The 25,510-nt window shown below is 59.7% G+C and carries 20 protein-coding genes and 4 tRNA genes; 7 read left to right on the top strand and 17 right to left on the bottom strand.

Annotated elements, in window-relative coordinates:
* Positions 1–11 precede the first annotated feature (11 nt).
* Positions 12–2,426, bottom strand: coding sequence for a heavy metal translocating P-type ATPase (locus tag ABWV89_RS03035; RefSeq protein WP_353394076.1), 2,415 nt, complete (start codon positions 2,424–2,426; stop codon positions 12–14).
* Between the two features lie 112 nt (positions 2,427–2,538).
* Here ABWV89_RS03035 and ABWV89_RS03030 point away from each other — a divergent pair, with 112 nt between their 5' ends.
* Positions 2,539–2,982: a universal stress protein gene (locus tag ABWV89_RS03030; protein WP_353394073.1), complete on the top strand. Its 444-nt coding sequence runs from the start codon at positions 2,539–2,541 to the stop codon at positions 2,980–2,982.
* A 92-nt stretch (positions 2,983–3,074) separates the two neighbouring features.
* Here the strand turns inward: ABWV89_RS03030 and ABWV89_RS03025 are convergent, their stop codons facing one another.
* The 5 genes from ABWV89_RS03025 to ABWV89_RS03005 all read right to left on the bottom strand — a co-directional run bounded on the left by ABWV89_RS03025 (position 3,075) and on the right by ABWV89_RS03005 (position 8,549).
* Positions 3,075–4,637: a malonate--CoA ligase gene (locus tag ABWV89_RS03025; RefSeq protein ID WP_353394071.1), complete on the bottom strand. Its 1,563-nt coding sequence runs from the start codon at positions 4,635–4,637 to the stop codon at positions 3,075–3,077.
* Positions 4,638–4,667: 30 nt separating this feature from the next.
* The gene (locus ABWV89_RS03020) at positions 4,668–5,462 is read right to left on the bottom strand and encodes an enoyl-CoA hydratase/isomerase family protein (protein ID WP_353394069.1); all 795 of its coding nucleotides are present in this window, start codon (positions 5,460–5,462) and stop codon (positions 4,668–4,670) included.
* Complete coding sequence (gene lgt, locus ABWV89_RS03015; RefSeq protein ID WP_353394068.1) at positions 5,459–6,280, bottom strand: prolipoprotein diacylglyceryl transferase; 822 nt, start codon at positions 6,278–6,280, stop codon at positions 5,459–5,461. The genes ABWV89_RS03020 and lgt overlap by 4 nt, the downstream gene beginning before the upstream one ends.
* Positions 6,281–6,328: 48 nt before the next feature.
* Complete coding sequence (gene ilvD / locus ABWV89_RS03010) at positions 6,329–8,188, bottom strand: dihydroxy-acid dehydratase (RefSeq protein WP_353394066.1); 1,860 nt, start codon at positions 8,186–8,188, stop codon at positions 6,329–6,331.
* Positions 8,189–8,306: 118 nt separating this feature from the next.
* Entirely contained in the window at positions 8,307–8,549 is a 243-nt protein-coding gene (locus ABWV89_RS03005) for a TIGR04438 family Trp-rich protein (protein WP_353395143.1), read from the bottom strand.
* A 121-nt stretch (positions 8,550–8,670) separates the two neighbouring features.
* On the opposite strand from ABWV89_RS03005, the gene ABWV89_RS03000 reads away from it, so the two are divergent.
* Positions 8,671–8,976, top strand: a complete 306-nt coding sequence (locus ABWV89_RS03000; protein WP_353394064.1) for a c-type cytochrome — start codon at positions 8,671–8,673, stop codon at positions 8,974–8,976.
* Positions 8,977–9,442: 466 nt separating this feature from the next.
* Here the strand turns inward: ABWV89_RS03000 and acs are convergent, their stop codons facing one another.
* On the bottom strand, positions 9,443–11,437 hold the full coding sequence (acs, locus tag ABWV89_RS02995) for an acetate--CoA ligase (RefSeq protein WP_353394062.1): 1,995 nt from the start codon (positions 11,435–11,437) through the stop codon (positions 9,443–9,445).
* A 206-nt stretch (positions 11,438–11,643) separates the two neighbouring features.
* Here acs and ABWV89_RS02990 point away from each other — a divergent pair, with 206 nt between their 5' ends.
* The 4 genes from ABWV89_RS02990 (at position 11,644) to ABWV89_RS02975 (ending at position 15,273) form a co-directional block, all read left to right on the top strand.
* A complete protein-coding gene (locus tag ABWV89_RS02990) occupies positions 11,644–12,252 on the top strand; it encodes a TIGR00645 family protein (RefSeq protein WP_353394060.1) in 609 nt (202 codons plus the stop codon).
* A gap of 84 nt (positions 12,253–12,336) precedes the next feature.
* Positions 12,337–13,890, top strand: a complete 1,554-nt coding sequence (locus ABWV89_RS02985; RefSeq protein ID WP_353394058.1) for a fumarate hydratase — start codon at positions 12,337–12,339, stop codon at positions 13,888–13,890.
* Positions 13,887–14,705, top strand: a complete 819-nt coding sequence (gene murI / locus ABWV89_RS02980) for a glutamate racemase (protein ID WP_353394056.1) — start codon at positions 13,887–13,889, stop codon at positions 14,703–14,705. The genes ABWV89_RS02985 and murI overlap by 4 nt, the downstream gene beginning before the upstream one ends.
* Before the next feature lie 157 nt (positions 14,706–14,862).
* On the top strand, positions 14,863–15,273 hold the full coding sequence (locus ABWV89_RS02975) for a DUF4332 domain-containing protein (RefSeq protein ID WP_353394054.1): 411 nt from the start codon (positions 14,863–14,865) through the stop codon (positions 15,271–15,273).
* 34 nt (positions 15,274–15,307) lie between these two features.
* Here the strand turns inward: ABWV89_RS02975 and ABWV89_RS02970 are convergent, their stop codons facing one another.
* The 10 genes from ABWV89_RS02970 to ABWV89_RS02925 all read right to left on the bottom strand — a co-directional run bounded on the left by ABWV89_RS02970 (position 15,308) and on the right by ABWV89_RS02925 (position 24,245).
* The gene (locus tag ABWV89_RS02970) at positions 15,308–16,624 is read right to left on the bottom strand and encodes an MFS transporter (RefSeq protein ID WP_353394053.1); all 1,317 of its coding nucleotides are present in this window, start codon (positions 16,622–16,624) and stop codon (positions 15,308–15,310) included.
* A 48-nt stretch (positions 16,625–16,672) separates the two neighbouring features.
* Entirely contained in the window at positions 16,673–17,302 is a 630-nt protein-coding gene (locus ABWV89_RS02965) for a DUF6806 family protein (protein WP_353394051.1), read from the bottom strand.
* Positions 17,303–17,350: 48 nt separating this feature from the next.
* Positions 17,351–17,439, bottom strand: a tRNA-Leu gene (locus tag ABWV89_RS02960).
* 191 nt (positions 17,440–17,630) lie between these two features.
* Positions 17,631–17,704 (bottom strand) — tRNA-Cys (locus tag ABWV89_RS02955).
* A gap of 87 nt (positions 17,705–17,791) precedes the next feature.
* Positions 17,792–17,867: transfer RNA gene (locus ABWV89_RS02950), tRNA-Gly, on the bottom strand.
* 95 nt (positions 17,868–17,962) lie between these two features.
* Entirely contained in the window at positions 17,963–20,389 is a 2,427-nt protein-coding gene (lon, locus tag ABWV89_RS02945) for an endopeptidase La (RefSeq protein ID WP_353394049.1), read from the bottom strand.
* Between the two features lie 99 nt (positions 20,390–20,488).
* Positions 20,489–21,754, bottom strand: coding sequence for an ATP-dependent Clp protease ATP-binding subunit ClpX (gene clpX, locus ABWV89_RS02940; protein ID WP_353394047.1), 1,266 nt, complete (start codon positions 21,752–21,754; stop codon positions 20,489–20,491).
* Positions 21,755–21,911: 157 nt separating this feature from the next.
* Positions 21,912–22,535 carry an ATP-dependent Clp endopeptidase proteolytic subunit ClpP gene (gene clpP / locus ABWV89_RS02935; protein WP_353394045.1) on the bottom strand — a complete coding sequence of 208 codons (624 nt, stop codon included), beginning with the start codon at positions 22,533–22,535 and terminating at the stop codon, positions 21,912–21,914.
* Between the two features lie 240 nt (positions 22,536–22,775).
* Positions 22,776–24,089 carry a trigger factor gene (gene tig, locus ABWV89_RS02930; protein WP_353394043.1) on the bottom strand — a complete coding sequence of 438 codons (1,314 nt, stop codon included), beginning with the start codon at positions 24,087–24,089 and terminating at the stop codon, positions 22,776–22,778.
* Positions 24,090–24,157: 68 nt separating this feature from the next.
* A tRNA-Leu gene (locus ABWV89_RS02925) sits at positions 24,158–24,245 on the bottom strand.
* 285 nt (positions 24,246–24,530) lie between these two features.
* Between ABWV89_RS02925 and hpnC the strand changes: the two genes are divergently transcribed.
* On the top strand, positions 24,531–25,475 hold the full coding sequence (gene hpnC / locus ABWV89_RS02920; RefSeq protein WP_353394041.1) for a squalene synthase HpnC: 945 nt from the start codon (positions 24,531–24,533) through the stop codon (positions 25,473–25,475).
* Positions 25,476–25,510: the final 35 nt, after the last annotated feature.

Here is a 25,510-nt window from a genome sequence, read left to right as displayed (position 1 = left end):
GACATCATCCATCACGGCGCAGTCGCTTCGGCCTTGGCTGCGGCTGGGCGTGCATCGGCAGGCGATCCACCCGAGAGGCGCATCGCATTGACCACAACCAGCAGCGAGCTCGACGCCATGCCCAGGCCGGCCAACCACGGCGGCATCATGCCTGCAAGTGCCAGTGGTACCGTGATGGCGTTATAGGCGCCCGCCCATGCCAGGTTTTGCTTGACAACACGCATGGTGCGTTTTGCGAGCCAATGGGTGTTCGCGATTTCCGCGATGTCACCGTTTTGCACGACGAAATCCGATTGCGCCTGGGCCAAAGCGGCCGCATGCCCCATGGCAAATGCGGCGTCAGCCCGTGCCAGTACCGGGCCATCGTTGAGCCCGTCACCCACCATGACCACTTGGCGTCCCTCTGACTGCAAAGACTCCAGATACTGGAGCTTGGCCTCAGGCGAAGCATCAGCCAGTACGGCATCAATGCCGACCGCCCTGCCGATTCGCTCAGCAGCTGCGGCACGGTCCCCCGAGAGAAGCAGGCTCTTGACGCCCTCACTCTCCAGCGCCTTGACCGCCGTCACAGCGCCTTTGCGCAAGCACTCGGCCAAGCCAAAGCTGGCAACCCAGCCGGTGTGCTGCAGCCACAAATGGGCTTTGGGGCCGTCCGGCATGCCGTCGGTCGCGTCACTGGGGGCATCGCAAAAAGCTGCAGACCCCAGGCGAACCCGGGTGCCATCGGCCAGTCGACCCTCCAGGCCCTGCCCTGCGACCTCCCGCATGCCGCTCAGCGAAGGCAACGGCTCTGCCAGATCCTGCGCTGACCGCGCAATCGCCTGTGACACAGGGTGGCGGGAATGCCCCCCCATGGCCGCGGCCACAAGTGTCATCGCGTCCCGGTCTTCGCCTGGCCTGACCCGAACCTCTCCCAGGGCGAGCTGATCATGGGTCAGCGTGCCCGTTTTGTCGAACACCACCGTATCTGCACCCGCCAGAACTTCAAAGCCCTGAAGCCTGCGCACCAGTACCCCTCGTTTGGCCAAAGCACCCGCGGCAGAAAGCATGGCGGCAGGTGTGGCCAGTGACAAGGCGCAGGGACAGGTGACGATCAGGACCGAGACCGCTACGGCCAGCGCCTTGCTTTGGTCTTCCTGCCACCAATAGACACCAGCCACCAAAGCAGACAACAGCACCAGCACCAGGAAGGGGCCGGCAATGCGATCGGCCAGCACGGCCAGGCGTGGCTTCTCCGTAGAGGCCTTCTCCATCAGGCTGACGATCTGCGAAAAACGCGTGTCCTTGCCAAGTCGCTCCAGTTGAACCAGCGCCGGGCCTTCGATGTTCAGACTGCCGGCAATGACGCCGTCACCCCGATGGCGCGACAACGGATCAGACTCCCCCGTCAACAGTGCTTCGTCCACCGTCGCTGCTTCGCTCAGCAGCTTCCCGTCACCAGGGAATGCCATGCCAGCCGCGACCCTGACCACATCACCAACCAACAGTCGCCGGGCGGAAACGGTTTCAAACTGCCCGTCATCGCGCTGGCGCTCAGCCGCTTCCGGCAGGCGATTCATCAGTTCGTCCAGGGCCCCTGCAGTGCGGTCCCGAGCCTTCAGCTCGAGATAGCGCCCTCCGAGCAGAAAAAACACGAACATGGACATGGAATCGAACCAGACCTCACCACCCCATGGGCCCGAGGGGTCGAAAGTCGCAGCAGAACTGGTCAGGAAGCTCACCAGAATGCCCAACGACACGGGCGTATCCATGCCCACGCGCACCCGCTTCAGGTCTTTCCAGGCGTTGCGAAAGAACGGTCCGCTGGCAAAGAAAACCACGGGCAGACTCAGCAGCCAGCTGGCAAAACGAAGCAGCTGATCAATATCGGCAGGAATCTCGCCTGGCCTGGTGACATAGGCCGGAAGCGCATACATCATGACCTGCATCGCGCAGATGCCCGCCACAAACAGGCGCCAGAGCGCCATTCGGGTTTCTTTGAGCCGCTCGCTGATCGAGAGCGCCTGGTGCAGAGGCAGCAGGCGATACCCGGTCTGCCCCACCGCTTGCGCCAGCAAGGACATTCGCGTGGCCGAGGGATCCCACCGGAGTGTCAGGCGCCTCGTCGCCGCATGGACCTGCGCAGATGTCACGCCGGGCAGACCCTGTAAGGCGCATTCAACCGTATCGGCGCAAGCCGCACAGTACATTCCCTGCACCACCAGCACCGACTCCGCCGTGGCTTGCCCGTCTCGCTCGGCAAAGGTCGTGAAATCCCCCTGCTCTACCGGGTCGTCCAGAACCGCGAAATCGTCCTCGACATTGAGCGGCCCGCGATGAGCGCCAAATATGCCGTCGTCCTGGCGTGCGGACGCGCCACGGGCGTCAGCCGTGGAAGACATCGCTGCTGTCATCTCCGACGAGGACAGGGACACGGCTTCGCTCATGCAGGGAGCTTAAACGGGATACAGTCATGGTCACTTGATTTACGTCAATCGACTCCGCGCCAGGCCAGATAGGCTATAACAACACAACCCGATTTTCGAGGAGTTCGAGCACATGTACAAACGCATTCTGGTTGCCACTGACGGCAGCAAACTGTCCAAGAAAGCCGTCGACCACGCCATTGACCTGGCCGACCTCACAGGCGCTGAAGTGGTCGCACTCAAAGTCGTGCCCAAGTACCCCCAAACCTATTTTGAGGGTGGTGTTGCCGTTGAGGCAAAGGAAGTGGCCAAAATCGAGCAGCAGTGGGTGGCTGAAGCGCAGGAAGCCGTCAACGCGGTGCAAGCGCTCGGGCAGAAGCGCCAGGTCAAGGTCAAGCCCATGACCGTCAAATCCGATTTGGTGGCAGAAGCCATCATTTCTGCCGCCAAACGCAGCAAGAGTGATCTGGTCGTGATGGCATCGCATGGGCGCAAAGGCATCAAGCGCCTGTTGCTCGGCAGCGAAACGCAACATGTCCTCACCCATTCGCACATCCCCGTGCTGGTGTTGAGGTAAATCCTGGTACTGCCGGTATCACCCGGCAGTCAGCAGAGACCCCAGTGGGCTGCGCGCCTCACGCTTGATGCGCACAGCCAGCCAGTCTGCCTTCAGGCGAACGTACTCTTGAATTGTTCGCGCAGCAGGTTCTTCTGGACCTTCCCCATGGTGTTGCGGGGCAGTTCGTCCACCACATAGCAGCGCTTGGGGACCTTGTAGTTCGCCAACAAGGACTTCAAGTGAGCCAGAACCTCTGACGGGCTCAGAGATGCGCCTTCGCGCGGCACCAGCAGGGCCACTCCCACCTCTCCAAAGTCCGGATGAGGGATGCCAATGACCGCGCTCTCTGCCATGCCCTGAAGTTCGTTGAGAATCTGTTCGATCTCTGCCGGGTACACGTTGTACCCCCCTGAGATGATGAGATCCTTGCTCCGTCCGACAATGGTGACGTAGCCATCGGCATCTACCTGCCCGACATCTCCGGTCCTGAAGAAGCCATCCACGGTGAATTCCTGCGCAGTCTTCTCAGGCATGCGCCAATACCCCTGGAATACGTTTGGCCCGGAGACCTGGATATCGCCGACCGCTCCTGCCGGCAAGAGGCCTCCTTCTCCATCGACCACTCGAAGCGATACGCCGGGCAGCGGAAATCCCACCGTCCCGCCCCTGCGCTCAGCCAGGCCGCCGTGACGCGCGTCCGGGCCACAAGGGTTGGACGTGAGCATCACCGTCTCACTCATCCCATAGCGCTCCAGAATCGTGTGCCCGGTGCGCTCCTTCCAGGAACGAAACGTGTCCATCAGCAATGGAGCGGAACCCGACACGAAAAGGCGCATATGGGAAGCCTGCTGGCGCGTCAGCGCCGGCAGCGCCAACATGCGCGTGTACAAGGTAGGCACCCCCATGAACACGGTCGCCCTCGGCATGGCCTCCACCACCTTCGCGGCATCGAAACGGTTGAGCCACAACATGGGGCTGGCGTTGAGCAAGGCGCCGTGAATGGCCACAAACAGGCCATGCACGTGAAAAACCGGAAGCGCATGGATCAAGACGTCGCCAGGCGTCCAAGCCCAGTAGTCCTTCAGCATGCGCGCGTTCGACAACATGTTGCCGTGCGAGAGCATGGCACCCTTGCTACGCCCTGTTGTTCCGCTGGTGTAGATGATGACGGCCAGGTCGTCAGCTTCGCGAGGCACAGTTTCATGCTCATCAGCGCAATGGGCAGCTCGCTGGAGAAGAGAACCATCGCGGTCGCCTCCCAGTGTGAACACCCAGTCAACACCAGCCTTGAACGCCAGCTTGCTGGCCCAGCCATGATTGCAAGGCGTACAGACCAGGACCGAGGGCTCGGCGTCGCCGATGAAGTACTCGAGTTCCTTGGCCGTGTAGGCCGTATTCAACGGCAGATAGACATAGCCTGCGCGAAGCACCGCCAGATAGAGCATCAGGCATTCGACAGACTTCTCCACTTGCACTGCGATCCGCGCACCCGCAGGCAGATCAAGCGAGTCCAGAAGATTGGCCAGCTTTGCCGCTGCCTTGTCCAGATCCTGCCAGCTGTACCGGAGCCCTTCGCCCGGTCCGTCAAGCACCTCCACCGCCACTGAATCGAGGTCACTCGGAAAGGCAGCACGCAATGCGGCATACAGGTTGTGTTGAGCAGCTTCTGTCATGACCGGTAGAAAAAAAATGGTGCGCAAGTGTCAGCCGAACTTGGCGGGACGCTTCTCCAGGAAGGACGAAATACCCTCTCGATGCTCCGCCGATGCTGCGTAGTCATAGGCTGTGCGCAAGATGTCATCCATCGTGCGACCAGCTTGCAAGGCGCGAAGCGTCTGCTTGTTCAACCGGGCAGCTTGCGGACTCAGGGCTCCCACTTGCTTGACCAGCTGCTCCACTGCATCCCCAAAGCGGTCTGGTTCGACCAGATGTTGCAAGAAGCCGCGACCGGCCATCTCCGGTGCGTCGAGAATGGCACCCGTGAGCAGCATCTCTCTTGCCGTCGCTTCACCCAGAGCGCCTGCGACGAGTTGGGCCTCGCGAGGAGCCATCGGAAACCCCAACTTCGCGATAGGCGCCCCAAATCGCGCAGACCGCTCGGACAGCCGCACATCGCAACAGCTGGCCATTTCGACACCAGCACCCATGCAATTGCCCCGAATCGTCGCGGCGATGGGCACATCACAAGCCAGCATGGCCTGCAGGCCACCCCAGACTTCGTCTTCGTGGAATTCACGCAACCGCACCGGATCAAACCGAAAGTCGGGATACTCCGATATGTCCCCCCCGGCGCAGAAATGCTGACCCTCACCCGCCAGAACCACCAGTCTGAGGCCCGCTTCTGCCTGGATGCCCTCGAACACCGCCTTGAGGTCGCGCCACATGGCACGGGTCATGGCGTTGAAGCGAGGCGGGTTTGAAATGGTGACGGTGGCGACCCGCTCCTGAACGGCACACTGGACCGATGGACCCTGTCCCTTGGGCTCGACCCCACTCATGCGTGCGCGCCTGCCATGGGCTGCGAGCGACCACGCCACCAGAACACGAAGCCACCAAGAATCATGGGCACGCACAGCCACTGGCCCATCGTCATGCCGAGCGCCAGATAGCTCAGGTGTGCATCAGGCTCGCGGAAAAACTCCGCGATGAAACGGAACACGCCGTAGCCGAAGAGAAAAGCACCGGTCACTTGTCCCAGTTGCCGAGGCTTGCGCGCGTACAGCCAGAGCAAGACAAACAGCAACAGGCCTTCCATCAGGAACTGATAGATCTGGGAGGGGTGACGCGGCGCATCTCCTGCTCCGCGAAATACCATGCCCCAAGGCAGGGCAGGATCCGCAACCCGCCCCCAAAGCTCACCGTTGATGAAGTTGCCGACGCGGCCCGCGGCCAGCCCCGTGGGCACACAGGGGGCAATAAAGTCCGCCACGGCCAGGAACTGTCGGTGGCGGGTGCGGGCAAACCAGAGCATCGCCAGGCCCACGCCCAGCAGGCCCCCATGAAAACTCATGCCGCCATCCCAGACCTTGAAGACGTCAAGCGGGTGAGCAAGGTAAAAAGCCGGCTTGTAGAAAAGGCAATAGCCGAGTCGTCCGCCAGCCACTACCCCCATCACACCAAGGAAGAGAATGTCCTCCACGTCTCTTCGCGTCCACGGTGCGGGCTTGGAAATGGACGCATACGGCTCGTGCTTGAGCCGCTGCACGCCCAGCAGCATGAACAACAGGAAAGCGGCGAGATAGGTGATGCCGTACCAGTGGACCTTGATAGCCCCCAGCTGAATGGCAACCGGATCAATTTCGGGATGGATCAACATGGTGGTCCATTGTGCCTGCAATCAGTGCAGGCACATTTGAGCAGGCACTCAGTCGCCGAGTTGGCCGAGATCGCGCACAGCGCCCTTGTCAGCAGAGGTCGCCAGCAAAGCATAAGCCTTGAGTGCGGCCGACACCTTGCGCGGGCGTGCCTTGACGGGCTTCCACCCCAGCTTGTCCTGCTCGAGACGGCGCTGCCCCATCTCTTCCTCGGAGACGAGGACGTCGATAGTGCGATTGGGAATATCGATCCGAATCATGTCGCCATCGCGCACCAGGCCAATCGCGCCGCCGGCTGCTGCCTCAGGGGAACAATGGCCAATCGACAAGCCGGAAGTACCACCAGAGAAACGGCCATCGGTGAGCAGCGCACATGCTTTGCCAAGGCCTTTGGACTTGATGTACGAGGTCGGGTAGAGCATTTCCTGCATACCTGGACCGCCTTTGGGGCCTTCGTAGCGCACGATGACCACATCCCCTGCTTTGACCTTGTCGTCGAGGATGTGCTCCACCGCCTCGTCCTGCGACTCCACCACATGGGCAGGCCCCTCGAATACCAGCAGTTCGTCATCCACACCTGCCGTTTTCACCACACAGCCATCGAGCGCGATGTTTCCGTGGAGAACAGCCAATCCGCCCTCTTTGGAAAAAGCGTGTTCGTAAGAGCGAATACAGCCTTCGGCGCGATTGTCGTCCAGGCTGGGCCAACGGGTGTTCTGACTGAAGGCCACTTGCGATGGCACCCCGGCCGGGCCGGCCAGGTAGAAGTTCTTCACTTCATCTGATGGCTGGCGCGCAATATCCCACTGATCGAGTGCTTCTTTCATGGATTTGCAATGAACCGTCGGCACATCCGTGTGCAACTTGCCTGCCCGATCAAGCTCGCCCAGAATCGCCATGATGCCGCCGGCACGATGCACGTCCTCAATGTGGTACTTGTTGGTGTTCGGCGCCACCTTGCACAACTGAGGAATCTCGCGCGAGAGGCGATCGATGTCTTTCATCGTGAAGTCGATTTCCGCTTCCTGTGCGATGGCCAGAAGGTGAAGAATAGTGTTCGTTGACCCACCCATGGCGATGTCCAGCGCAATGGCATTCTCGAAGGCCTTGAAGCCGACAGACCGTGGCAGAACCGATTCATCATCCTGCTCGTAATAGCGACGGCAGAGACCAACTGCCAGGCGACCCGCACGCTTGAATAGCTGCTCGCGATCGGCGTGGGTCGCGACCACCGTGCCATTGCCAGGCAAGGAAAGGCCCAGGGCCTCCGTCAGGCAGTTCATGGAGTTGGCTGTGAACATCCCTGAACATGAGCCACACGTCGGGCACGCGGATCGCTCAACCTGGGCCACGGTTTCGTCAGACACCTTGTCATCCGCCGCCATGACCATGGCATCGATCAGATCCAGCTTCTTGATTTCAATGGTTTTGCCCGTCGCGTCTGCCAGACGCGTCTTGCCCGCCTCCATCGGCCCTCCCGAGACAAAAACCACCGGGATGTTCAGCCGCATGGCTGCCATGAGCATGCCTGGCGTGATCTTGTCGCAGTTGGAAATGCACACCAAGGCGTCGGCACAGTGCGCGTTGACCATGTACTCGACCGAGTCGGCGATGATGTCGCGAGACGGCAGCGAATACAGCATTCCGTCATGCCCCATGGCAATGCCGTCATCCACCGCAATGGTGTTGAACTCCTTGGCGACGCCGCCAGCAGCTTCGATCTCACGGGCAACCAGCTGGCCCAGATCTTTCAGGTGCACGTGACCTGGCACGAACTGGGTGAACGAGTTGGCAATGGCGATGATCGGCTTGGCAAAGTCGTCATCCTTCATGCCGGTGGCACGCCACAGCGCACGGGCACCGGCCATGTTACGGCCAGCAGTGGAAGTCTTTGAGCGATAAATGGGCATCGGAAATTGGGGCCCTGCGGGAAGCGGGTCAGCTATCAGCGATCGCCGTCAGCCGCATGGGGCTTGAAAACGGTAGGGAATGGGAAAAGCAGCAGAGGATTATCGCGCAGCGTGCGGCCTAGCGCCGCTTCTTGACCCGCATCCCCAGCGACTCGCGTTGCTTGTCGAGTCGATCCTGCTTGCGCTTTTCCATTTTTTCCATGGCCTTGCGTTTGGTATAGCCGGTTGCATCCGCCCATACCCACCACACGGCCGCAGCCGCAAATGGGGACCAGATCCACCACCAAGACCAATCGGCAGCAAAACCGACGCCAAAATACTTCATTGCCAACAGCACCAAGCCAAGCAACAACAAATACATCACACTCTCCAGTAAAGCTCGGATGAAGCCAGAAAGAAACTGTAACCGCAGGTTTCTCGGCACGCCATTTCGATAGAATTGCGCTGTGAGCTTGTCTATTGAGAACTTTAAGGACACAACGATGAAACGCGCTCTTCTGATTATGGCCGCTGTGGCGGCAGTTTCGGCACCTGCGATGGCCGATCAGGCTCTGGCCAAGGCCAAGAACTGCATGGCTTGCCACGCTGTTGACAAGAAGCTGGTCGGCCCTTCATACCAGGATGTGGCCAAAAAATATGCAGGCGACGCAAAAGCCGCAGACATGCTGGCCGCCAAGATCATCAAAGGCGGATCGGGCGTATGGGGAGCCATCCCGATGCCTGCCAATGCCCAGGTCAATGAGGCAGAAGCCAAGAAGCTGGCTGCATGGGTGCTGAGCCTCAAGTGACTCCGAACAGGTCTTTACCCACGAAAAAGCCCGCCTGAATTCAGGCGGGCTTTTTTTGTTCTATGTCGCAAGCAGCCCACATTTCTATGCACTGAAGAGGCTCTTCCGCGTGAGCACATCACATGGCTTCGCCATATGAGTGCTCCCCTGCCCACAGCCATCGGCGCTGCGCACTGGCCACCTATCGGCGGCCTCTCGATCAGTTGGTCTGGGCCAACTGATGATCAGATCGAGTGGGTTCTGGTGAGCACATCACATGGCTTCGCCATATGAGTACTCCCCTGCCCCCAGCCATCGGCGCTGCGCACTGGCCACCTCTCGGCGGCCTCTCGATCAGTTGGTCTGGGCCAACTGATGCTCGGGATGAGGGGTTCTGGTGAGCACATCACATGGCTTCGCCATATGAGTGCTCCCCTGCCCCCAGCCATCGGCGCTGCGCACTGGCCACCTCTCGGCGGCCTCTCGATCAGTTGGTCTGGGCCAACTGATCGAGAATGGCTGGGTTCTCCAAGGTCGAGGTGTCTTGGGTGACTTCTTCACCTTTGGCGATTGAACGCAGCAGGCGGCGCATGATCTTGCCGGAGCGGGTCTTGGGCAAGTTGTCGCCGAAGCGGATTTCCTTGGGCTTGGCGATCGGGCCGATTTCCTTGCCGACCCAGTCGCGCAACTCCTTGGCAATCGCCTTGGCTTCGTCACCCGATGGCCGTGCGCGCTTGAGCACCACGAAAGCGACGATGGCCTCGCCGGTCACGTCATCCGGACGGCCCACCACGGCAGCTTCTGCCACCAGATCGGTCTTGCCGACCAGTGCGGACTCGATTTCCATGGTGCCCATGCGGTGACCGGATACGTTCAGCACGTCGTCAATACGACCGGTGATGCGGAAGTACCCGCGATCCGCGCTGCGCACGGCGCCGTCGCCGGCCAGGTAGTAGCCACCCAACTCTTCCGGGAAGTAACTCTTCTTGAAGCGCTCAGGGTCGCCCCAGATGGTGCGGATCATGGAAGGCCATGGCTTCTTGACCACCAGAATGCCGCCAGCGCCATTGGCCACATCACCACCGGTTTCGTCGACGATGGCAGCCTGAATGCCTGGCAATGGCAGCGTGCAAGAGCCTGGCACCAGAGGGGTGGCACCTGGCAGCGGCGTGATCATGTGGCCGCCCGTCTCGGTTTGCCAGAATGTGTCCACGATCGGGCAGCGCTCGCCGCCCACATGGCGGTAGTACCACATCCAGGCTTCGGGGTTGATCGGCTCGCCGACCGAGCCCATGATGCGCAAGCTGGTCAAATCCCAGTTCTTGGGGTGGACCTTCTCGTCGCCCTCGGCCGCCTTGATCAGCGAACGGATCGCGGTCGGTGCGGTGTAGAAGATCGTGCACTTGTGGCGCTCGATCATTTGCCAGAAACGGCCAGCGTTCGGGAAGGTTGGCACGCCCTCGAAAACGATCTGGGTTGCGCCAGCAGCCAGTGGACCGTAGGCGACATAAGTGTGGCCCGTGATCCAGCCGATGTCAGCCGTACACCAGAACACGTCATCAGGCTTGATGTCGAAGGTCCACTGCATGGTCAGGTTGGCCCACAGCAGGTAGCCACCAGTGGCGTGCTGCACACCTTTCGGCTTGCCGGTGGAGCCGGAGGTATAGAGCACGAACAGCGGATGCTCTGCACCAACCATTTCCGCCGGGCATTCTGTCGACTGACCTGTCAGCGCGTCGTGCATGAACACATCGCGACCTTCGACCATGTTGACTTCGGTCTGGGTGCGCTGGAACACGATGACGGACTTGAGGGATTCGCAGCCGCCCATGCCAATCGCTTCGTCGACGATGGACTTCAGAGGCAGCTCTTTGCCACCACGCATCTGGTAGTTGGCCGTGACCACGGCCACAGCGCCGGCGTCATGAATGCGCTCCTGCAATGCCTTGCTGGAAAAGCCACCAAACACCACGCTGTGGGTAGCACCGATGCGGGCACACGCCTGCATGGCCACCACGCCTTCGATGGTCATGGGCATGTAGATGACCACACGGTCACCCTTTTTCACGCCCTTGGACTTCAGCGCGTTGGCGAACTGGCTGACCTTGGCCAGCAGCTCCTTGTAGGTCACTTTGGTTACCGTGCCGTCATCGGACTCAAAAACAATAGCGGTCTTGTTCTCGACCGGCGTGCCCATGTGACGGTCCAGGCAGTTGTACGAAGCGTTCAACTCACCGTCTTCGAACCACTTGTAGAAGGGCTTGTTGGACTCGTCCAGCACCTTGGTAAAGGGTTTGCTCCAGGTCAGCGTCTCTTTGGCCAGCTTGGCCCAGAACCCTTCGTAGTCTTTGTCAGCTTCAGCGCACATGGCCTGATAGGCCTCCATGCCCGAAATGCGAGCAGCCTTGACAGTGGCTTCGCTCGGTTCAAACACACGGTTCTCGACCAATGTGGATTCGATCGACGACGATGGTGCGGACATGGGTAGTCTCCTCGGATGTTTTCGGAACAATTGAGTTTGCGAATGTGCGCAAACGCTCTTACGAGCCACTTACATTGGGCAACGGCTGGCCCGGGCCGGGTCAGATTGACCTGCCGACCTCAAAGACGGTTTCAGCCCTCCTACAATACAGCAGCCGCCCTTTGCAGGCGCGGCACAACCGTTTCAACTTGCACACTTTTTTTGCCATGACCGCCCCACAAAAGGCTCCCCGCAGTCTTGCAGCCCTTCCCAACCTCATTTTTGCGAGCCGCTGGCTGCAACTTCCGCTCTACATCGGCCTGATCGCTGCACAGGCAATCTACGTCTTGCATTTCTGGGTTGAACTGGTCCATCTGGTCGAAGCCGCACTGGGCGACAAGGAAGCCCTGGCTATCCTCATCAAGGCTGTGGGCTACCAGAGCGAGGCCGAAGTCACTGGTCTGAACGAGACCATCATCATGCTGGTGGTGCTTGGCCTGATCGACGTGGTCATGATCAGCAACCTGCTCATCATGGTGATCGTCGGAGGCTACGAGACCTTCGTCAGCCGGATGAACCTTGAAAACCATCCGGACCAGCCAGAGTGGTTGAGCCACGTGAACGCGTCGGTCCTGAAAGTGAAGCTGGGCACCGCCATCATCGGCATCAGCTCAATCCACCTCCTCAAGACTTTCATCAATGCGGCCAACTATGACCAGAAGACGCTGATGTGGCAAACCGCCATTCACGTCACCTTCCTGCTCAGTGCCATGGCGATAGCGGCCACCGACCGCATCCTGCACCCTGCTGGCCAGAAACACGACGCCCCGCATTAAGCGGGCGGCGCCCTGGCACACATTTGCGATTCACCTCAAGGCGCCAGCCAAAAGCGAAGCGCCCCTGAAAACCGGAGCCCCACCATGCCAACATCCATCAAACAAGAAGACCTGATCGACTCCATTGCCGCATCGCTGCAGTACATCAGCTACTACCATCCTGCTGACTATATTGCCCACCTCGCACGCGCCTACGAGCGGGAACAAAGCCCGGCAGCCAAGGACGCGATCGCACAGATCCTGACGAACAGCAAGATGAGTGCGACGGGACACCGTCCGATCTGTCAGGACACCGGCATCGTCAACGTCTTTCTGAAGATCGGAATGGATGTTCGCCTGGACGGCTTCACCGGCAGCCTCGAAGACGCCGTGAACGAAGGTGTGCGTCGTGGCTACAACCACCCGGACAATGTGCTGCGAGCCAGCGTCGTGAACGACCCCTTGTTCGCCCGCAAGAACACCAAGGACAACACGCCTGCGGTGATCAATGTCGAAATCGTCCCCGGCAACACCATCGACGTGACGGTGGCGGCCAAGGGCGGTGGCTCCGAAAACAAATCCAAGATGATCATGATGAACCCCAGCGACTCTCTGGTCGACTGGGTGCTTAAGACCGTTCCCACCATGGGCGCTGGCTGGTGCCCGCCTGGCATGCTGGGCATTGGCATTGGCGGCACGGCTGAAAAAGCGGTGCTGCTGGCCAAGCAAAGCCTGATGGACGACATCGACATGTACGAGCTGCAGGCCAAAGCCTCCAAGGGTGAGAAGCTCTCACAGGTCGAAGAGCTGCGTCTGGAGCTTTACGAAAAGGTCAATGCACTGGGCATTGGCGCGCAAGGCCTGGGCGGACTGACCACCGTGCTGGACATCAAGATCAAGATGTACCCGACGCACGCTGCCTCCAAACCGGTGGCCATGATCCCCAACTGCGCAGCCACCCGCCATGCGCACTTCGTTCTCAAGGGCGAAGGCCCGGTGTACCTGGATGCCCCAAGCCTGGATCTGTGGCCCAAGGTGGACTGGACGCCTGACACCGAAAAGAGCCAGCGCGTTGACCTGAACACGCTGACCAAAGAGCAAGTGGCGAGCTGGAAGCCTGGCCAGACCCTGCTGCTCAACGGCAAGATGCTCACCGGCCGTGATGCTGCGCACAAGCGCATCCAGGACATGCTGGCCAAAGGCGAGCCGCTGCCGGTCGACTTCACCAACCGGGTCATTTACTACGTGGGCCCTGTCGACCCCGTTGGTGATGAAGTGGTCGGACCTGCCGGCCCCACCACAGCCACCCGCATGGACAAGTTCACCGACATGATGCTGGAGAAGACTGGCCTGATTGCGATGGTGGGCAAGGCCGAGCGCGGCCCGGTCGCCATCGAATCCATCAAGAACCACAAGAGCGCCTACCTGATGGCCGTGGGCGGTGCCGCCTACCTGGTCTCCAAAGCCATCAAGCAAGCCAAGGTGGTGGGCTTCGAAGACCTCGGCATGGAAGCCATTTACGAATTCGACGTGGTCGACATGCCTGTGACGGTGGCAGTGGATGCCGGCGGCACCAGTGCTCACATCACCGGCCCAGCCGAGTGGGAGAAGCGCATTGCCTCTGGCGAGTTCAAGGGCATCAACATCGCTGGCGCTTGAAAACCATCGGCGTCTATGACAGCGGTGTCGGCGGCCTGAGCGTCCTCAAGGCGCTCATGGCCGAAGTGCCTGACGCCCAATATGTCTACGTGGCAGATACGGGCTTCGCGCCATACGGTGAAAAGCCCGAGTCGGTCATACGTGACCGGGCGCACTTCATCACGCAAAGGCTGAGAGAGGAAGCGCCCATAGATGCACTGGTGGTGGCATGCAACACGGCCACTGCACACGCGATCGACTCGCTGCGGCTGCTCTACCCTGATCTCCCTTTCATTGGCGTAGAGCCCGCGATCAAACCTGCAGCAGCGCTGACCCGGTCGGGGCACATCGCGATGCTTGGCACAGCCGGTACTGTTGGCAGTCAACGATACCGCAAGCTGTGTGACCAGGTCCAGAGCGCGAGTCCACACGTGCATATTCACAGTGTGGCGTGCAATGGGCTGGCCGATGCGATCGAGAACGGGCGCGACCTTGACGTGCGTGCCATGCTGCAGCGCTACCTCGATGCAGCCGGCCTCCCACACTCTCCGTCTGCAGCGCAGGAAAACGGTGTCGACGTCGTGGTGCTCGGCTGTACGCACTACCCTTTCGCCAGCGACGTGGTCTCATCCCTCTGCGGTCCTGGGGTGACGATTCTGGAAAACGGTCAGCCAGTCGCTCGACGCGTTCGCAGTGTGCTGGGCTTGACGGACTTCGACATGTCACCATCCCTGCCAACGGTGACCCTGCACAGCACAGGCACTGGAGAACGGCTGAGCGCTGCAGCCTCGCGCTGGCTACAGCTTGACATTCCGGCACAGCAACTTCGCTGGTAACCCCGTGGCTCGCCCCTGACAGGAAAAGACGCTCCGCTTCGTTTCGAGTTGTTACAAGGCAACTCATTCAAATTCAGTACATTGGATCAGGGTGGTCGCCCCTGTGAAGTACAGGCCGTGACCCGAATTCGGACCATCAACGAACAGGAGCCGTGTCATGGCCAATAAGCCAATCGAAGATGTAGAAGGAATCGGACCCACAGTGGGAGGCAAGCTGCGCGACGTCGGCGTGAAGAACACGGATGCACTGTTGGCACAGACGCGAACCCCGGCTTTGCGCAAAAGCCTGGCCGGCAAGACAGGCCTGTCGCCAAGGCAGATCCTCAAGTTTGCCAATATGGTCGACCTCTATCGCGTCAATGGCATCGGCTCAGAGTATGCAGAGCTTCTCGAAGCAGCAGGCGTGGACACCGTGCCGGAGCTGCGCCGCCGCAACGCAGTGAATTTGCAGCGCACGATGGCGACGCTCAACGAGACCAAGAAGCTGGTGCGCCGCACGCCTACCGAATCTGAAGTCATGGGCTGGATCCAGCAGGCCAAGGGTTTGCCCCGGATGCTTGAGTACTGAGCAGGCTTCAGGCTTGCCTGCAGCCTGCATTTGCCTACAGTTGGAGAGGGTCTGACGCCAGAGCCCGGGCTCGGCCCCGCTCCATCTGCACGGGCAGCAGAATCAGCAAACCGGCAGCAAACAACACCGCTGTCGAAGCAATGGCAATGCGATGGTTGCCGCCCGTTGCCCAGGTGATCAGACCATAGCTCAAAGGGCCAATGATGCTGGCCAGTCTCACTGCGAAAGTCCACAAACCGTAGAACTCGGCCAGTTGCTTCGGTGGAGCAAACATGCCTGCCATGGCTCGCCCGGATGACTGGCTGGCCCCCATGCACACGCCGGCGATCGCGGCCGCCCACCAGAAGCCGCCTTTGGTCGTGGTCAGCGCAGCGATGATGCAGGTGGCGACCCACCCCACCAAAGTACTGCCCAGAGCCAGCTTGTGGCCGATCCTGTCCTGCCAGTAGCCAAAGGCAAAGGCCCCCAGGGCTGCAGCGATGTTGAGCACGAAGATCAGCACCATGGTTTCGAGCTTCTCGAACCCGATCACCTGCTCCGCGTAAATGGCCGCCAGCGCAATGGTCACGGCCACCCCTCCCTGGTAGGCCACCGTACAAGCCAGCAGCCACATGAAGTCGGGGTAGGAACGCGCGCGGCGAAATGTCTCCAGCAACTGCGCAAACGAGGCCCTCAAACCGGTCTTGCGGGCGTCCTGACGCAGACTGGGTTTGGCGTGCTCGCGCAGCAATGCGAATGTCACACCGGCAGCCAGTGCAAAAACGGCCGCAGTGATCAGCATGGTCACGGGGACGAACTCGGCGGCAGGAACATCATTGGCCTGAGCCTTGAGGACATAGGCCAGGCACAAGCCAAGAGACAGCATGCCACCCAGGTAACCGAAGCTCCATCCCCAGCCACTGACTTTTCCCATTGAGTCAGCCTTGGCCAGCTCCGGAAGAAAAGCCGCAATGATGGACTCCCCCCACGCAAAGCAGGTATTGGACAGCACCACCAGCACCAGCGCCAATGCGACATCGCCCGGCCCGACCCAGGCCAGCGCGGCGGTTGCCAGGACGCAGCCGACAGTGGTCAGGAGCAGCACCGGCTTCTTGCTTGCATGCTGGTCCGCCCATGTACCAATGACCGGAACGGTCAGCATGACGATCAGGCTGGAAACACTTAGCGCCAAAGTCCAGGCGAATGTTGACCATTCGGCATTGCCCGCCACCCCACCGACAAAATACGCGGCAAACACAGCTGTCAGCACGACAGTGGTGTAGCCGGAGTTCGCGAAGTCGTACATGGCCCAGCCAAACACTTCGCGCTTTCGCACACCTGGATTGAGGTGTGCCTGGGCAAACAAGGACATGACGCGAATCTCCGGAAGGAAGACCTGAGCGCTCAGCTGGCTCTGCGATCAGTGCAAGTGGCGAGGCTTGCGCGGCCCCCCGTGGCCAGATGGTGGTCCGCCATGGCCTCCTCTCGGTGGGCGGCCCAGTTGCATGGAGTTCACCAGGTCATCGAATCGGCGAGTGAACAGGTTGTCGATCGCCGTGACCACCTCGGTCAGTTCGGTGGTTTCGAAGTGGCGCTCCATCAGACCCACCACGTCCTGAACCAGCAGGTCTCGCTGGATCTGCATGATGGCAGCGGGCGTCGGCCCGACAAAGCACATCATGAAGTCATCTCTGGCTTCTGCGGGGTTGGATTCGTCGTCCTCGTCATACTCGGCGTCGTAGAAAGACACCTCGATCGGAGCACCTGAGGCCGCCAGATCATTGATGCCCATGCAGGTCTCTTCGACGGCCTGGCGGAAGTCATCGTCGCCTGTCACCGTCCAGCACATGTGAAGCACATGGGCCTGCACATCGATCCGGATACCAGGCTCATCCTCATAGTGGCTGCCAGCAGCCGAAGCCAGTGACGAGGCACCGGCATAGCGCCAGAGAGGCTTGAGCGCTTCTTCCACCTGCTCGTACGCGATGTCTTCACGCAAAGGAACGTCCCCATGCACGTGAATCTCGAATGGCGCGTTGAATCGTGTCATGCAATCTCACTCAGAAAGCGGCTCGGCACGGGTCCGCAAGCCCGCACGTGGTGCCTCGAACCGGAATCGAACCGGTACGACCTTTTACGGCCGGCGGATTTTAAGTCCGCTGTGTCTACCAATTTCACCATCGAGGCCTGACCTGCATGGTGAAAGCAGCGTGTGAACGGGCAGCTTGCCCACGCCACCAACCACCGAAGGTCATGGTGCGATTGTCGCAGGTTCGTCATGCCCGATTTTGCACAATGCTCCGGAGCATTTTCGCAAAGAGCCACTGGCCGCATGAAACAAAAGAAAAGGCCCCGACGAACGGGGCCTTGCAAGAGGCTGGAGGCGCGACCCGGAGTCGAACCGGGCTAGACGGATTTGCAATCCGTTGCATAACCGCTTTGCTATCGCGCCGCTATGCGATTCACCGATCTACCGCACATATTGTGCAGCACCCGATGGAAAAAAAGGGAAGCGGCTTGCTTCCCTTTTTCGGATGTGTGGAGCGGGAAACGAGGTTCGAACTCGCGACCTCAACCTTGGCAAGGTTGCGCTCTACCAACTGAGCTATTCCCGCATTTCCTGAAGAGTTCTTGTCGTCGTCCTCAGAAGCTGAAATTCTACAACAAAAAAAGCCGTGTTTTCAAGTCCCCCAAAAAAATTTCGACTTTTTTAATGTGTCAGCGGATCTGGGGATGGCCCCGACGAGCGACGAGCCTTGATCTGAGCTTCCACTTCCTCTTCGGTCAAGGGGACGGGTTGACGCTCGAGTGCAATGGCCAACACTTTGTCGATCCATTTCACCGGCACGATTTCAAGCCCACTCTTCACGTTCTCGGGAATCTCCGCCAGATCCTTGACGTTCTCTTCCGGAATCACCACCGTCTTGATGCCACCGCGAAGCGCAGCGAGCAACTTTTCCTTGAGTCCGCCGATAGCCGTCACCTCACCCCTCAAGGTAATCTCGCCAGTCATGGCGACGTCGGCACGGACCGGAATTCCGGTCATTGCAGAGACCATGGAGGTTGTCATGGCGATGCCGGCACTCGGGCCATCTTTCGGCGTGGCTCCATCAGGCACGTGAATATGGATGTCGCGCTTCTCGAAGGTCTCGTCCTTGATGCCCAGTACGCTGGCGCGACTGCGCACGACGGTACGGGCAGCCTCGACCGACTCTTTCATCACGTCGCCGAGCTGGCCGGTTCGCGTCACATTGCCTTTGCCGGGCATGAGCGCGGCCTCAATGGTGAGCAGGTCACCACCGACTTCCGTCCACGCAAGACCCACGACCTGACCGACCTGGTTCTCTGCTTCAGCACGGCCATAGGTGTACTTGCGCACGCCGAGGAACTCCGAGAGGTTCTCCGCAGTGACTTTCACCGTTGGCTCATAGTTTTTCAGCAAAAGGCCTTTGACCACCTTGCGGCAAATCTTGGACAGCTCACGCTCAAGCGAACGCACACCAGCCTCACGCGTGTAGTAGCGCACCACATCCCGCACGGCCTCTTCGCTCACTTCCAGCTCACCCTCCTTGATGCCGTTGTTCTTCAGCTGCTTGGGCAACAGGTAGCGCACTGCGATGTTGGTCTTCTCGTCCTCGGTATAACCCGAGAGGCGAATCACCTCCATGCGGTCCAGCAATGCCGGCGGAATGTTCATGGAGTTGGAGGTGGCCACGAACATCACATCAGAAAGGTCAAAGTCGACTTCCACGTAGTGATCAGCGAAGGTGTGGTTTTGCTCCGGGTCCAGCACCTCCAGCAATGCGCTGGACGGGTCGCCACGGAAATCCGTTCCCAGCTTGTCGATCTCGTCAAGCAGGAAAAGCGGATTGCGTGTGCCAACCTTGTTCAGGCTTTGAAGCACCTTGCCGGGCATGGCACCAATGTAGGTACGACGGTGCCCACGGATCTCGGCCTCGTCACGCATCCCTCCCAGAGCCATGCGCACGTACTTGCGCCCGGTGGCCTTCGCCACCGACTGGCCAAGAGACGTCTTGCCAACGCCTGGAGGCCCGACAAGGCAGAGGATTGGCGCTTTGACCTTTTCAACGCGCTGTTGCACAGCCAGGTACTCGAGAATGCGGTCCTTGACCTTCTCCAGCCCATAGTGATCGGCGTTCAACACTTCCTCGGCATGGCCAAGGTCATGCTTGATCTTGGTCTTCTTGCGCCACGGCAAACCCACCAGCACGTCGATGTAGTTGCGCACCACCGTGGCCTCGGCCGACATGGGTGACATCAGTTTGAGCTTCTTGAGCTCGGCTTCCACCTTCTTGCGGGCATCGGCCGGCATGCGGGCAGCTTTGATCTTTTTCTCGATCTCCTCGATGTCGGCGCCCTCTTCTCCTTCGCCGAGCTCTTTCTGGATCGCCTTGACCTGCTCGTTGAGATAGAAGTCGCGCTGGTTCTTCTCCATCTGGCGCTTGACCCGTCCGCGGATCTTTTTGTCGACGTTGAGGATGTCGACTTCGCGCTCGAGTTGCTCGAAGAGGTTCTCCAGTCGCTTGGTCACCGGATCGAGGTCGAGCACGACCTGTTTGGACTCGAGCTTCAGCGGCAAATGCGCTGCGATCGTGTCTGCCAGGCGGCCAGCATCATCAATGCTGGAGATCGAGGTCAGGATCTCGGATGGAATCTTCTTGTTGAGTTTGACGTATTGGTCAAACTGCTGCATCACTGCGCGGCGCAGCGCTTCCACTTCAGTTGCCTGCGTTTCGCGCTGCTCCCGGGCGGGATCGGTCGGCGCAACATTGGCGAGGAAATGCTGTTCGTTCTCGCTGATACCCAGCACTTTGGCACGCTGAACACCTTCAACCAGCACCTTGACGGTTCCGTCTGGAAGTTTGAGCAGCTGGAGAATGGTCGCGACACACCCCATTTCGAACATGTCTTCGGCCGTGGGCTCATCCTTCGCCGCTGCTTTCTGGGCGACCAGCATGATCCGGCGCTCCGACTCCATGGCAGATTCCAGCGCCTTGATGCTCTTTGGCCGGCCCACAAACAGCGGAATGACCATATGGGGGAACACCACCACGTCCCGCAATGGGAGCAACGGCAATTCCACCGGAGTGCTTGGCAAGGGGGTTTGACCAGACATTGCTTTACCTCATCAAAACAGGTAGCTGGGGGCCAGAGAGTGAAAATCAACCACCCTGACGCCCTCAGACCTACCCAAAGGCTAATCGGCTTGCGCCCTTCAGGCTTTTTTGGCCGCTTCCTGATAAACCAGTAGCGGTGCCTTGTTTTCATCGATGGTGGATTCGTCGACCACCACTTTCTCCACATTGCTCAGGCTGGGAAGCTCGAACATCGTGTCGATCAATGCGTTCTCCAGAATGGAGCGCAGACCACGAGCGCCCGTCTTGCGCAGCAACGCCTTGCGAGCGATCGCCTTCAGCGCTGCCGGACGGACTTCCAGCTCGACGCCTTCCATGGACAAGAGCTGCGAGAACTGCTTGACCACAGCGTTCTTGGGCTGCGTCAGGATCTCGACCAGCGCTTCCTCCGAGAGTTCGGCCAGCGTTGCCAGCACGGGCACCCGGCCAACCAGCTCGGGGATCAGGCCGTACTTGACCAGGTCTTCTGGTTCGACGTCCTTGAAGGTTTCAGTCAGGCTGCGTTGCTGTTTGCTCTTGACCGTGGCGCCAAAACCGATGCCAGAGGCTTCGGTCCGGTTCTCGATGATCTTCTCCAGCCCGGCAAACGCACCACCACAGATGAACAGGATGTTGGTCGTGTCCACTTGCAGGAAATCCTGGTTGGGGTGCTTGCGCCCGCCCTGCGGCGGCACAGAGGCCATGGTTCCCTCGACCAGTTTGAGCAAGGCTTGCTGAACACCCTCGCCAGAGACGTCCCGGGTGATCGACGGGTTGTCTGCCTTACGGGTGATCTTGTCGATTTCGTCGATGTAGACAATGCCCTGCTGGGCACGCTCGACATCGTAATTGCAGCTCTGGAGCAGCTTGGCAACAATGTTCTCGACGTCCTCACCCACGTAGCCGGCTTCCGTCAGGGTCGTCGCATCGGCCATGACGAAAGGCACATTGAGCATGCGGGCCATGGTCTGGGCCAACAAAGTCTTGCCCGACCCGGTGGGACCTATGAGGAGAATGTTGCTCTTGGCGAGCTCGACATCTTCCTTCCGTGCGCCCTGCTTGTGGCGAAGCCGCTTGTAGTGGTTGTAGACCGCCACGGACAAGGCGCGCTTGGCGGCCTCCTGTCCGATCACATAGTTGTCCAGGTTGGACTTGAGCTCCGCAGGCGTAGGCAACTCCTCGCCAGCGGTCTTGACGGCTTCCAGCCCTGGCAATTCGTCACGGATGATGTCGTTGCACAGGTCAATGCACTCGTCGCAGATGAAAACCGAAGGACCGGCAATCAACTTCTTGACTTCATGCTGGCTCTTGCCACAAAAGGAGCAATACAGCGCCTTTTCACCTGAAGCTGATTTTTTGTCGCCCATGTGGATGCTGTCTCTGACAATTCATAAATAGTGGTTAAGGCAATGATAGTTCATGCCATCGATGGGCCAAACGCGGGAAAAGCACCCCTTTCCTTCATTTGCCCACACAAAAAATGGTGCTTTCTCATTACCTGAGGGCGTCAGGTACTCAAGCCCATCAGCTCGATTCGGCTCCGCTGCGTTTGTCGATCACCTTGTCGATCAGACCGTACTCGGCAGACTCCGCAGCAGAGAGGTAGTAGTCGCGCTCAGTGTCGCGCTCGATTTTTTCCAGCGGCTGACCGGTGTTCTCGGCCAGGATCTTGTTCAACTGCTCGCGGGTTTTCAGGATTTCGCGGGCATGGATTTCGATCTCGGTCGCCTGACCTTGCGCTCCGCCCAGCGGCTGGTGGATCATCACCTTGGAGTTGGGCAAAGCAAAGCGCTTGCCCTTGGTACCGGCCGACAGCAGGAATGCTCCCATGCTGGCCGCCATGCCGATGCAAAGCGTCGAGACATCCGGCTTGATGAAGTTCATGGTGTCGAAAATCGCCATGCCTGCACTGACCGAGCCGCCGGGAGAGTTGATGTAGAGGGAGATGTCTTTGTCCGGGTTTTCGCTCTCGAGGAACAGCATCTGCGCCACGACCAGGTTGGCCGACTGGTCATTGACCGGGCCAACGAGGAAAACCACGCGCTCCTTGAGTAATCGGGAGTAGATGTCGTAAGCGCGCTCTCCTCGACCTGACTGCTCAATGACCATGGGCACCATGCCCAGGCCCTGGATATCCATTGCGCTCATTCTTTTATCTCCGTTTGAAAATTGGGTTGATGGCACTACTGTAACCAACCCAATCCCCCCTTATCGGCAAGTGGGATTGGGAATCCAGTATCTGTGGCCGAAATCGCGAAAAAACAGGTCATCTGATGCAAAAAAGGGCGGTATACCGCCCTTTTTTTGCATGGTTTCAGCACAACTCGATCCAAAGTGGCGCTGCAGACGCAGCCAGGACTCAAAGCCCGGGTGCGCCCAGCTGGAGAATCAGCCTTGCTGACCCATCAACTCGTCAAAATCAACCGACTTGTCGGTGACCTTGGCCTTGCCCAGTACAAAGTCGGTCACGTTGTTTTCGATCACAACGGCTTCGACCTCTGCCATGCGGCGGTTGTCACCCTGGTACCAGCGAACAACTTCCTCCGGCTTTTCGTAGGAGGCAGCCAGATCGTCAACGTGTGCCTTGAGTTGCTCAGGCTTGGCGCCAAGATCGTTGGCACGCACCAGCTCAGCCACGACCAGGCCCAGGCGCACACGGCGCTCGGCTTGCTCGGTGAACATCTCTTGCGGGATGGGCGCCTTGTCAGCGTCAGGAATGCCGCGCTGCTTCAGGTCTGCACGGGCACCTTCAACGAGGCGGTCGACTTCAGCCTGAACCACCGACTTGGGCAGGTCAAGCTCAGCCTTGGCCACCAGGGCGTCCATGACGGCCTGCTTGTTGCGGGCGAGCACGCGGAACTTCACTTCGCGCTCAAGGTTCTTGCGAATGTCCGCGCGCAGTGCTTCAACCGTTGCGCCCTCTACGCCGAGAGACTTGGCAAACTCGTCATCGACTTCAGGCAGCTTGGCCGCTTCGATTTTCTGCACGGTGACCAGGAAATCGGCTGTCTTGCCTGCCACGTCCTTGCCGTGGTAGTCCTCGGGGAAGGCCAGAGGGAAAGTCTTGGACTCGCCCGCCTTCATGCCGCGAACAGCGTCCTCGAACTCCTTGAGCATCTGCCCTTCGCCGACCAGGAACTGGAAGCCTTCGGCTTTGCCGCCATCAAAGGCTTCACCGTCGATCTTGCCGGCAAAGTCAATGGTTGCACGATCGCCATCTTCAGCCGCCTGGTCCTGTGCACGCTGCTCGAAGGTGCGGCGCTGCTTGCGCAGGATGTCGAGGGTGCGATCGATGGCTGCGTCATTGACCTCGGCGCTCACGCGCTCGACTTCGGCATCAGACAGATCGGCGATCTTGACGTCCGGGTAGACCTCGAAAACGGCATCGAAGGACAGCTGGCCTTCAGGTGCGTCTTCCTTCTCGGTGATGCGGGGCTGGCCGGCGACACGCAGTTTGGCTTCATTGGCCGCAACAGCAAAAGCTTCGCCCACCTTGTCGTTCATCACTTCATACTGGACTGAATAACCGTAGCGTTGCGCCACCACGTTCATCGGGACCTTGCCTGGACGGAAACCATCCATCTTCACCTGGCGAGCCAGACGCTTGAGGCGACTCTCGACTTCCTTGGTGATGGTTTCAGCAGGCAGCGTGAGCGTGATCTTGCGCTCAAGCTTCTCCAGTGTCTCGACATTGACGGTCATTGTTTACTCCGATGGGTTCAGGGAACGCCTGCCGGCGTACCCCAGAAAAAAATTCAGGTGAGTCTCTCTGGTGCGCGGGGGGGGACTCGAACCCCCACACCATCAACTGGCGTCAGGACCTAAACCTGGTGCGTCTACCAATTTCGCCACCCGCGCAGTACCGACCGGCCTGGTGAGCGCTCCGTCATCGCGATGAGCCGGTGGGAACCCCATCAACCCTGCGCAACGTGCAGACAAACAGGCCAGAATCAGCAACTCCTGACTCACGGCAACCTTCTATTGTATCCGGTGTCAAAAGCCACGCGACAACAGGCTTTGGCCTCCCTGGCACCCACACCTATACCGTTACAATTACTCACTTTTTACCAGTCCACGAGTATTCCCATACATTACTTTGGACTGACCAAGCCCTTTTTTTGCAGCCCTTGCCCTGCCCGCCAAGTGAGAGAAACGCTGGAACCTCAGCTCGAAGCAGCCACCCCGGACGCGGATCCCGTCGGTATCCTGACGTCCGGTGTTGGCCACTATGAGAACTTTCCGGTCGCGTCTCTGCTCAGCCCTCCATACCTGCGCCCCGCCATCAAGGCTCTGTACAGGTTTGCCAGGACAGCGGACGACATGGCCGACGAAGGGAAGATTGCAGCCACCACCCGACTGGAAGCGCTTAGCCAGTACCGGCGCGCCCTGGACCAGTGCATGGGTCGCTCCACTTATCAGGGCAGTGCATGGCCGCAGGTCTTTGGCCCTCTGGCAGGCATCATTCAGAGGTACCGCTTGCCAGAGCAGCCCCTGCACGATCTGATCAGCGCTTTTGAGCAGGATGTTCGCTACACGGCAGCGCAACGCATATACCGCAACGAAGCCGAGCTGCTGCGGTACTGCGAGCTCTCAGCCAACCCCGTCGGGCGACTCTTGCTGCACCTGTACGGGGTGACGGATACGGCGTCCATCGCTGAAAGTGACCAGATTTGCAGCGCACTGCAGTTGATCAATTTCTGGCAAGACGTTCGCGAAGACGCTCAGCAAGGGCGCTTCTACCTCCCGATTCCGGCCTTTGCACATGCAGGCCTGGACCCCAAGGACCTGCTCGCAGTGCAAGCCGGCAGCGTGCAAGGCGCCCGCTTGTCCGAAGCGATACTGGCGTTGGCCAGGCAAGCACGCTCGCGGATGGAAAGCGGCAGCCCTCTCGCGCTTCGCCTGCCTGGCAGAGCTGGCCTGGAACTACGCCTGGTGGTTCACGGGGGGCTCCGCATACTTGACCACATCGAGGCCATGGCAGGCCAGACTTGGGCACAGCGTCCAAGACTGAAGGCAATGGACTACCCCGTGATGGCATGGCGGGTAATGCGCTACAGACACTGGGCCGGCCAGGTCACGAACCCGTAAATCCGCATCAATTTGCGGCGGACACACCCAGGCGA

Source organism: Hydrogenophaga sp. 5NK40-0174 (genome assembly GCF_040372165.1).
Classification (GTDB): domain Bacteria; phylum Pseudomonadota; class Gammaproteobacteria; order Burkholderiales; family Burkholderiaceae_C; genus Hydrogenophaga.
The sequence above is the reverse complement of the archived record's forward strand: the minus strand, read 5'-3'. Positions and strand labels throughout refer to the sequence as shown.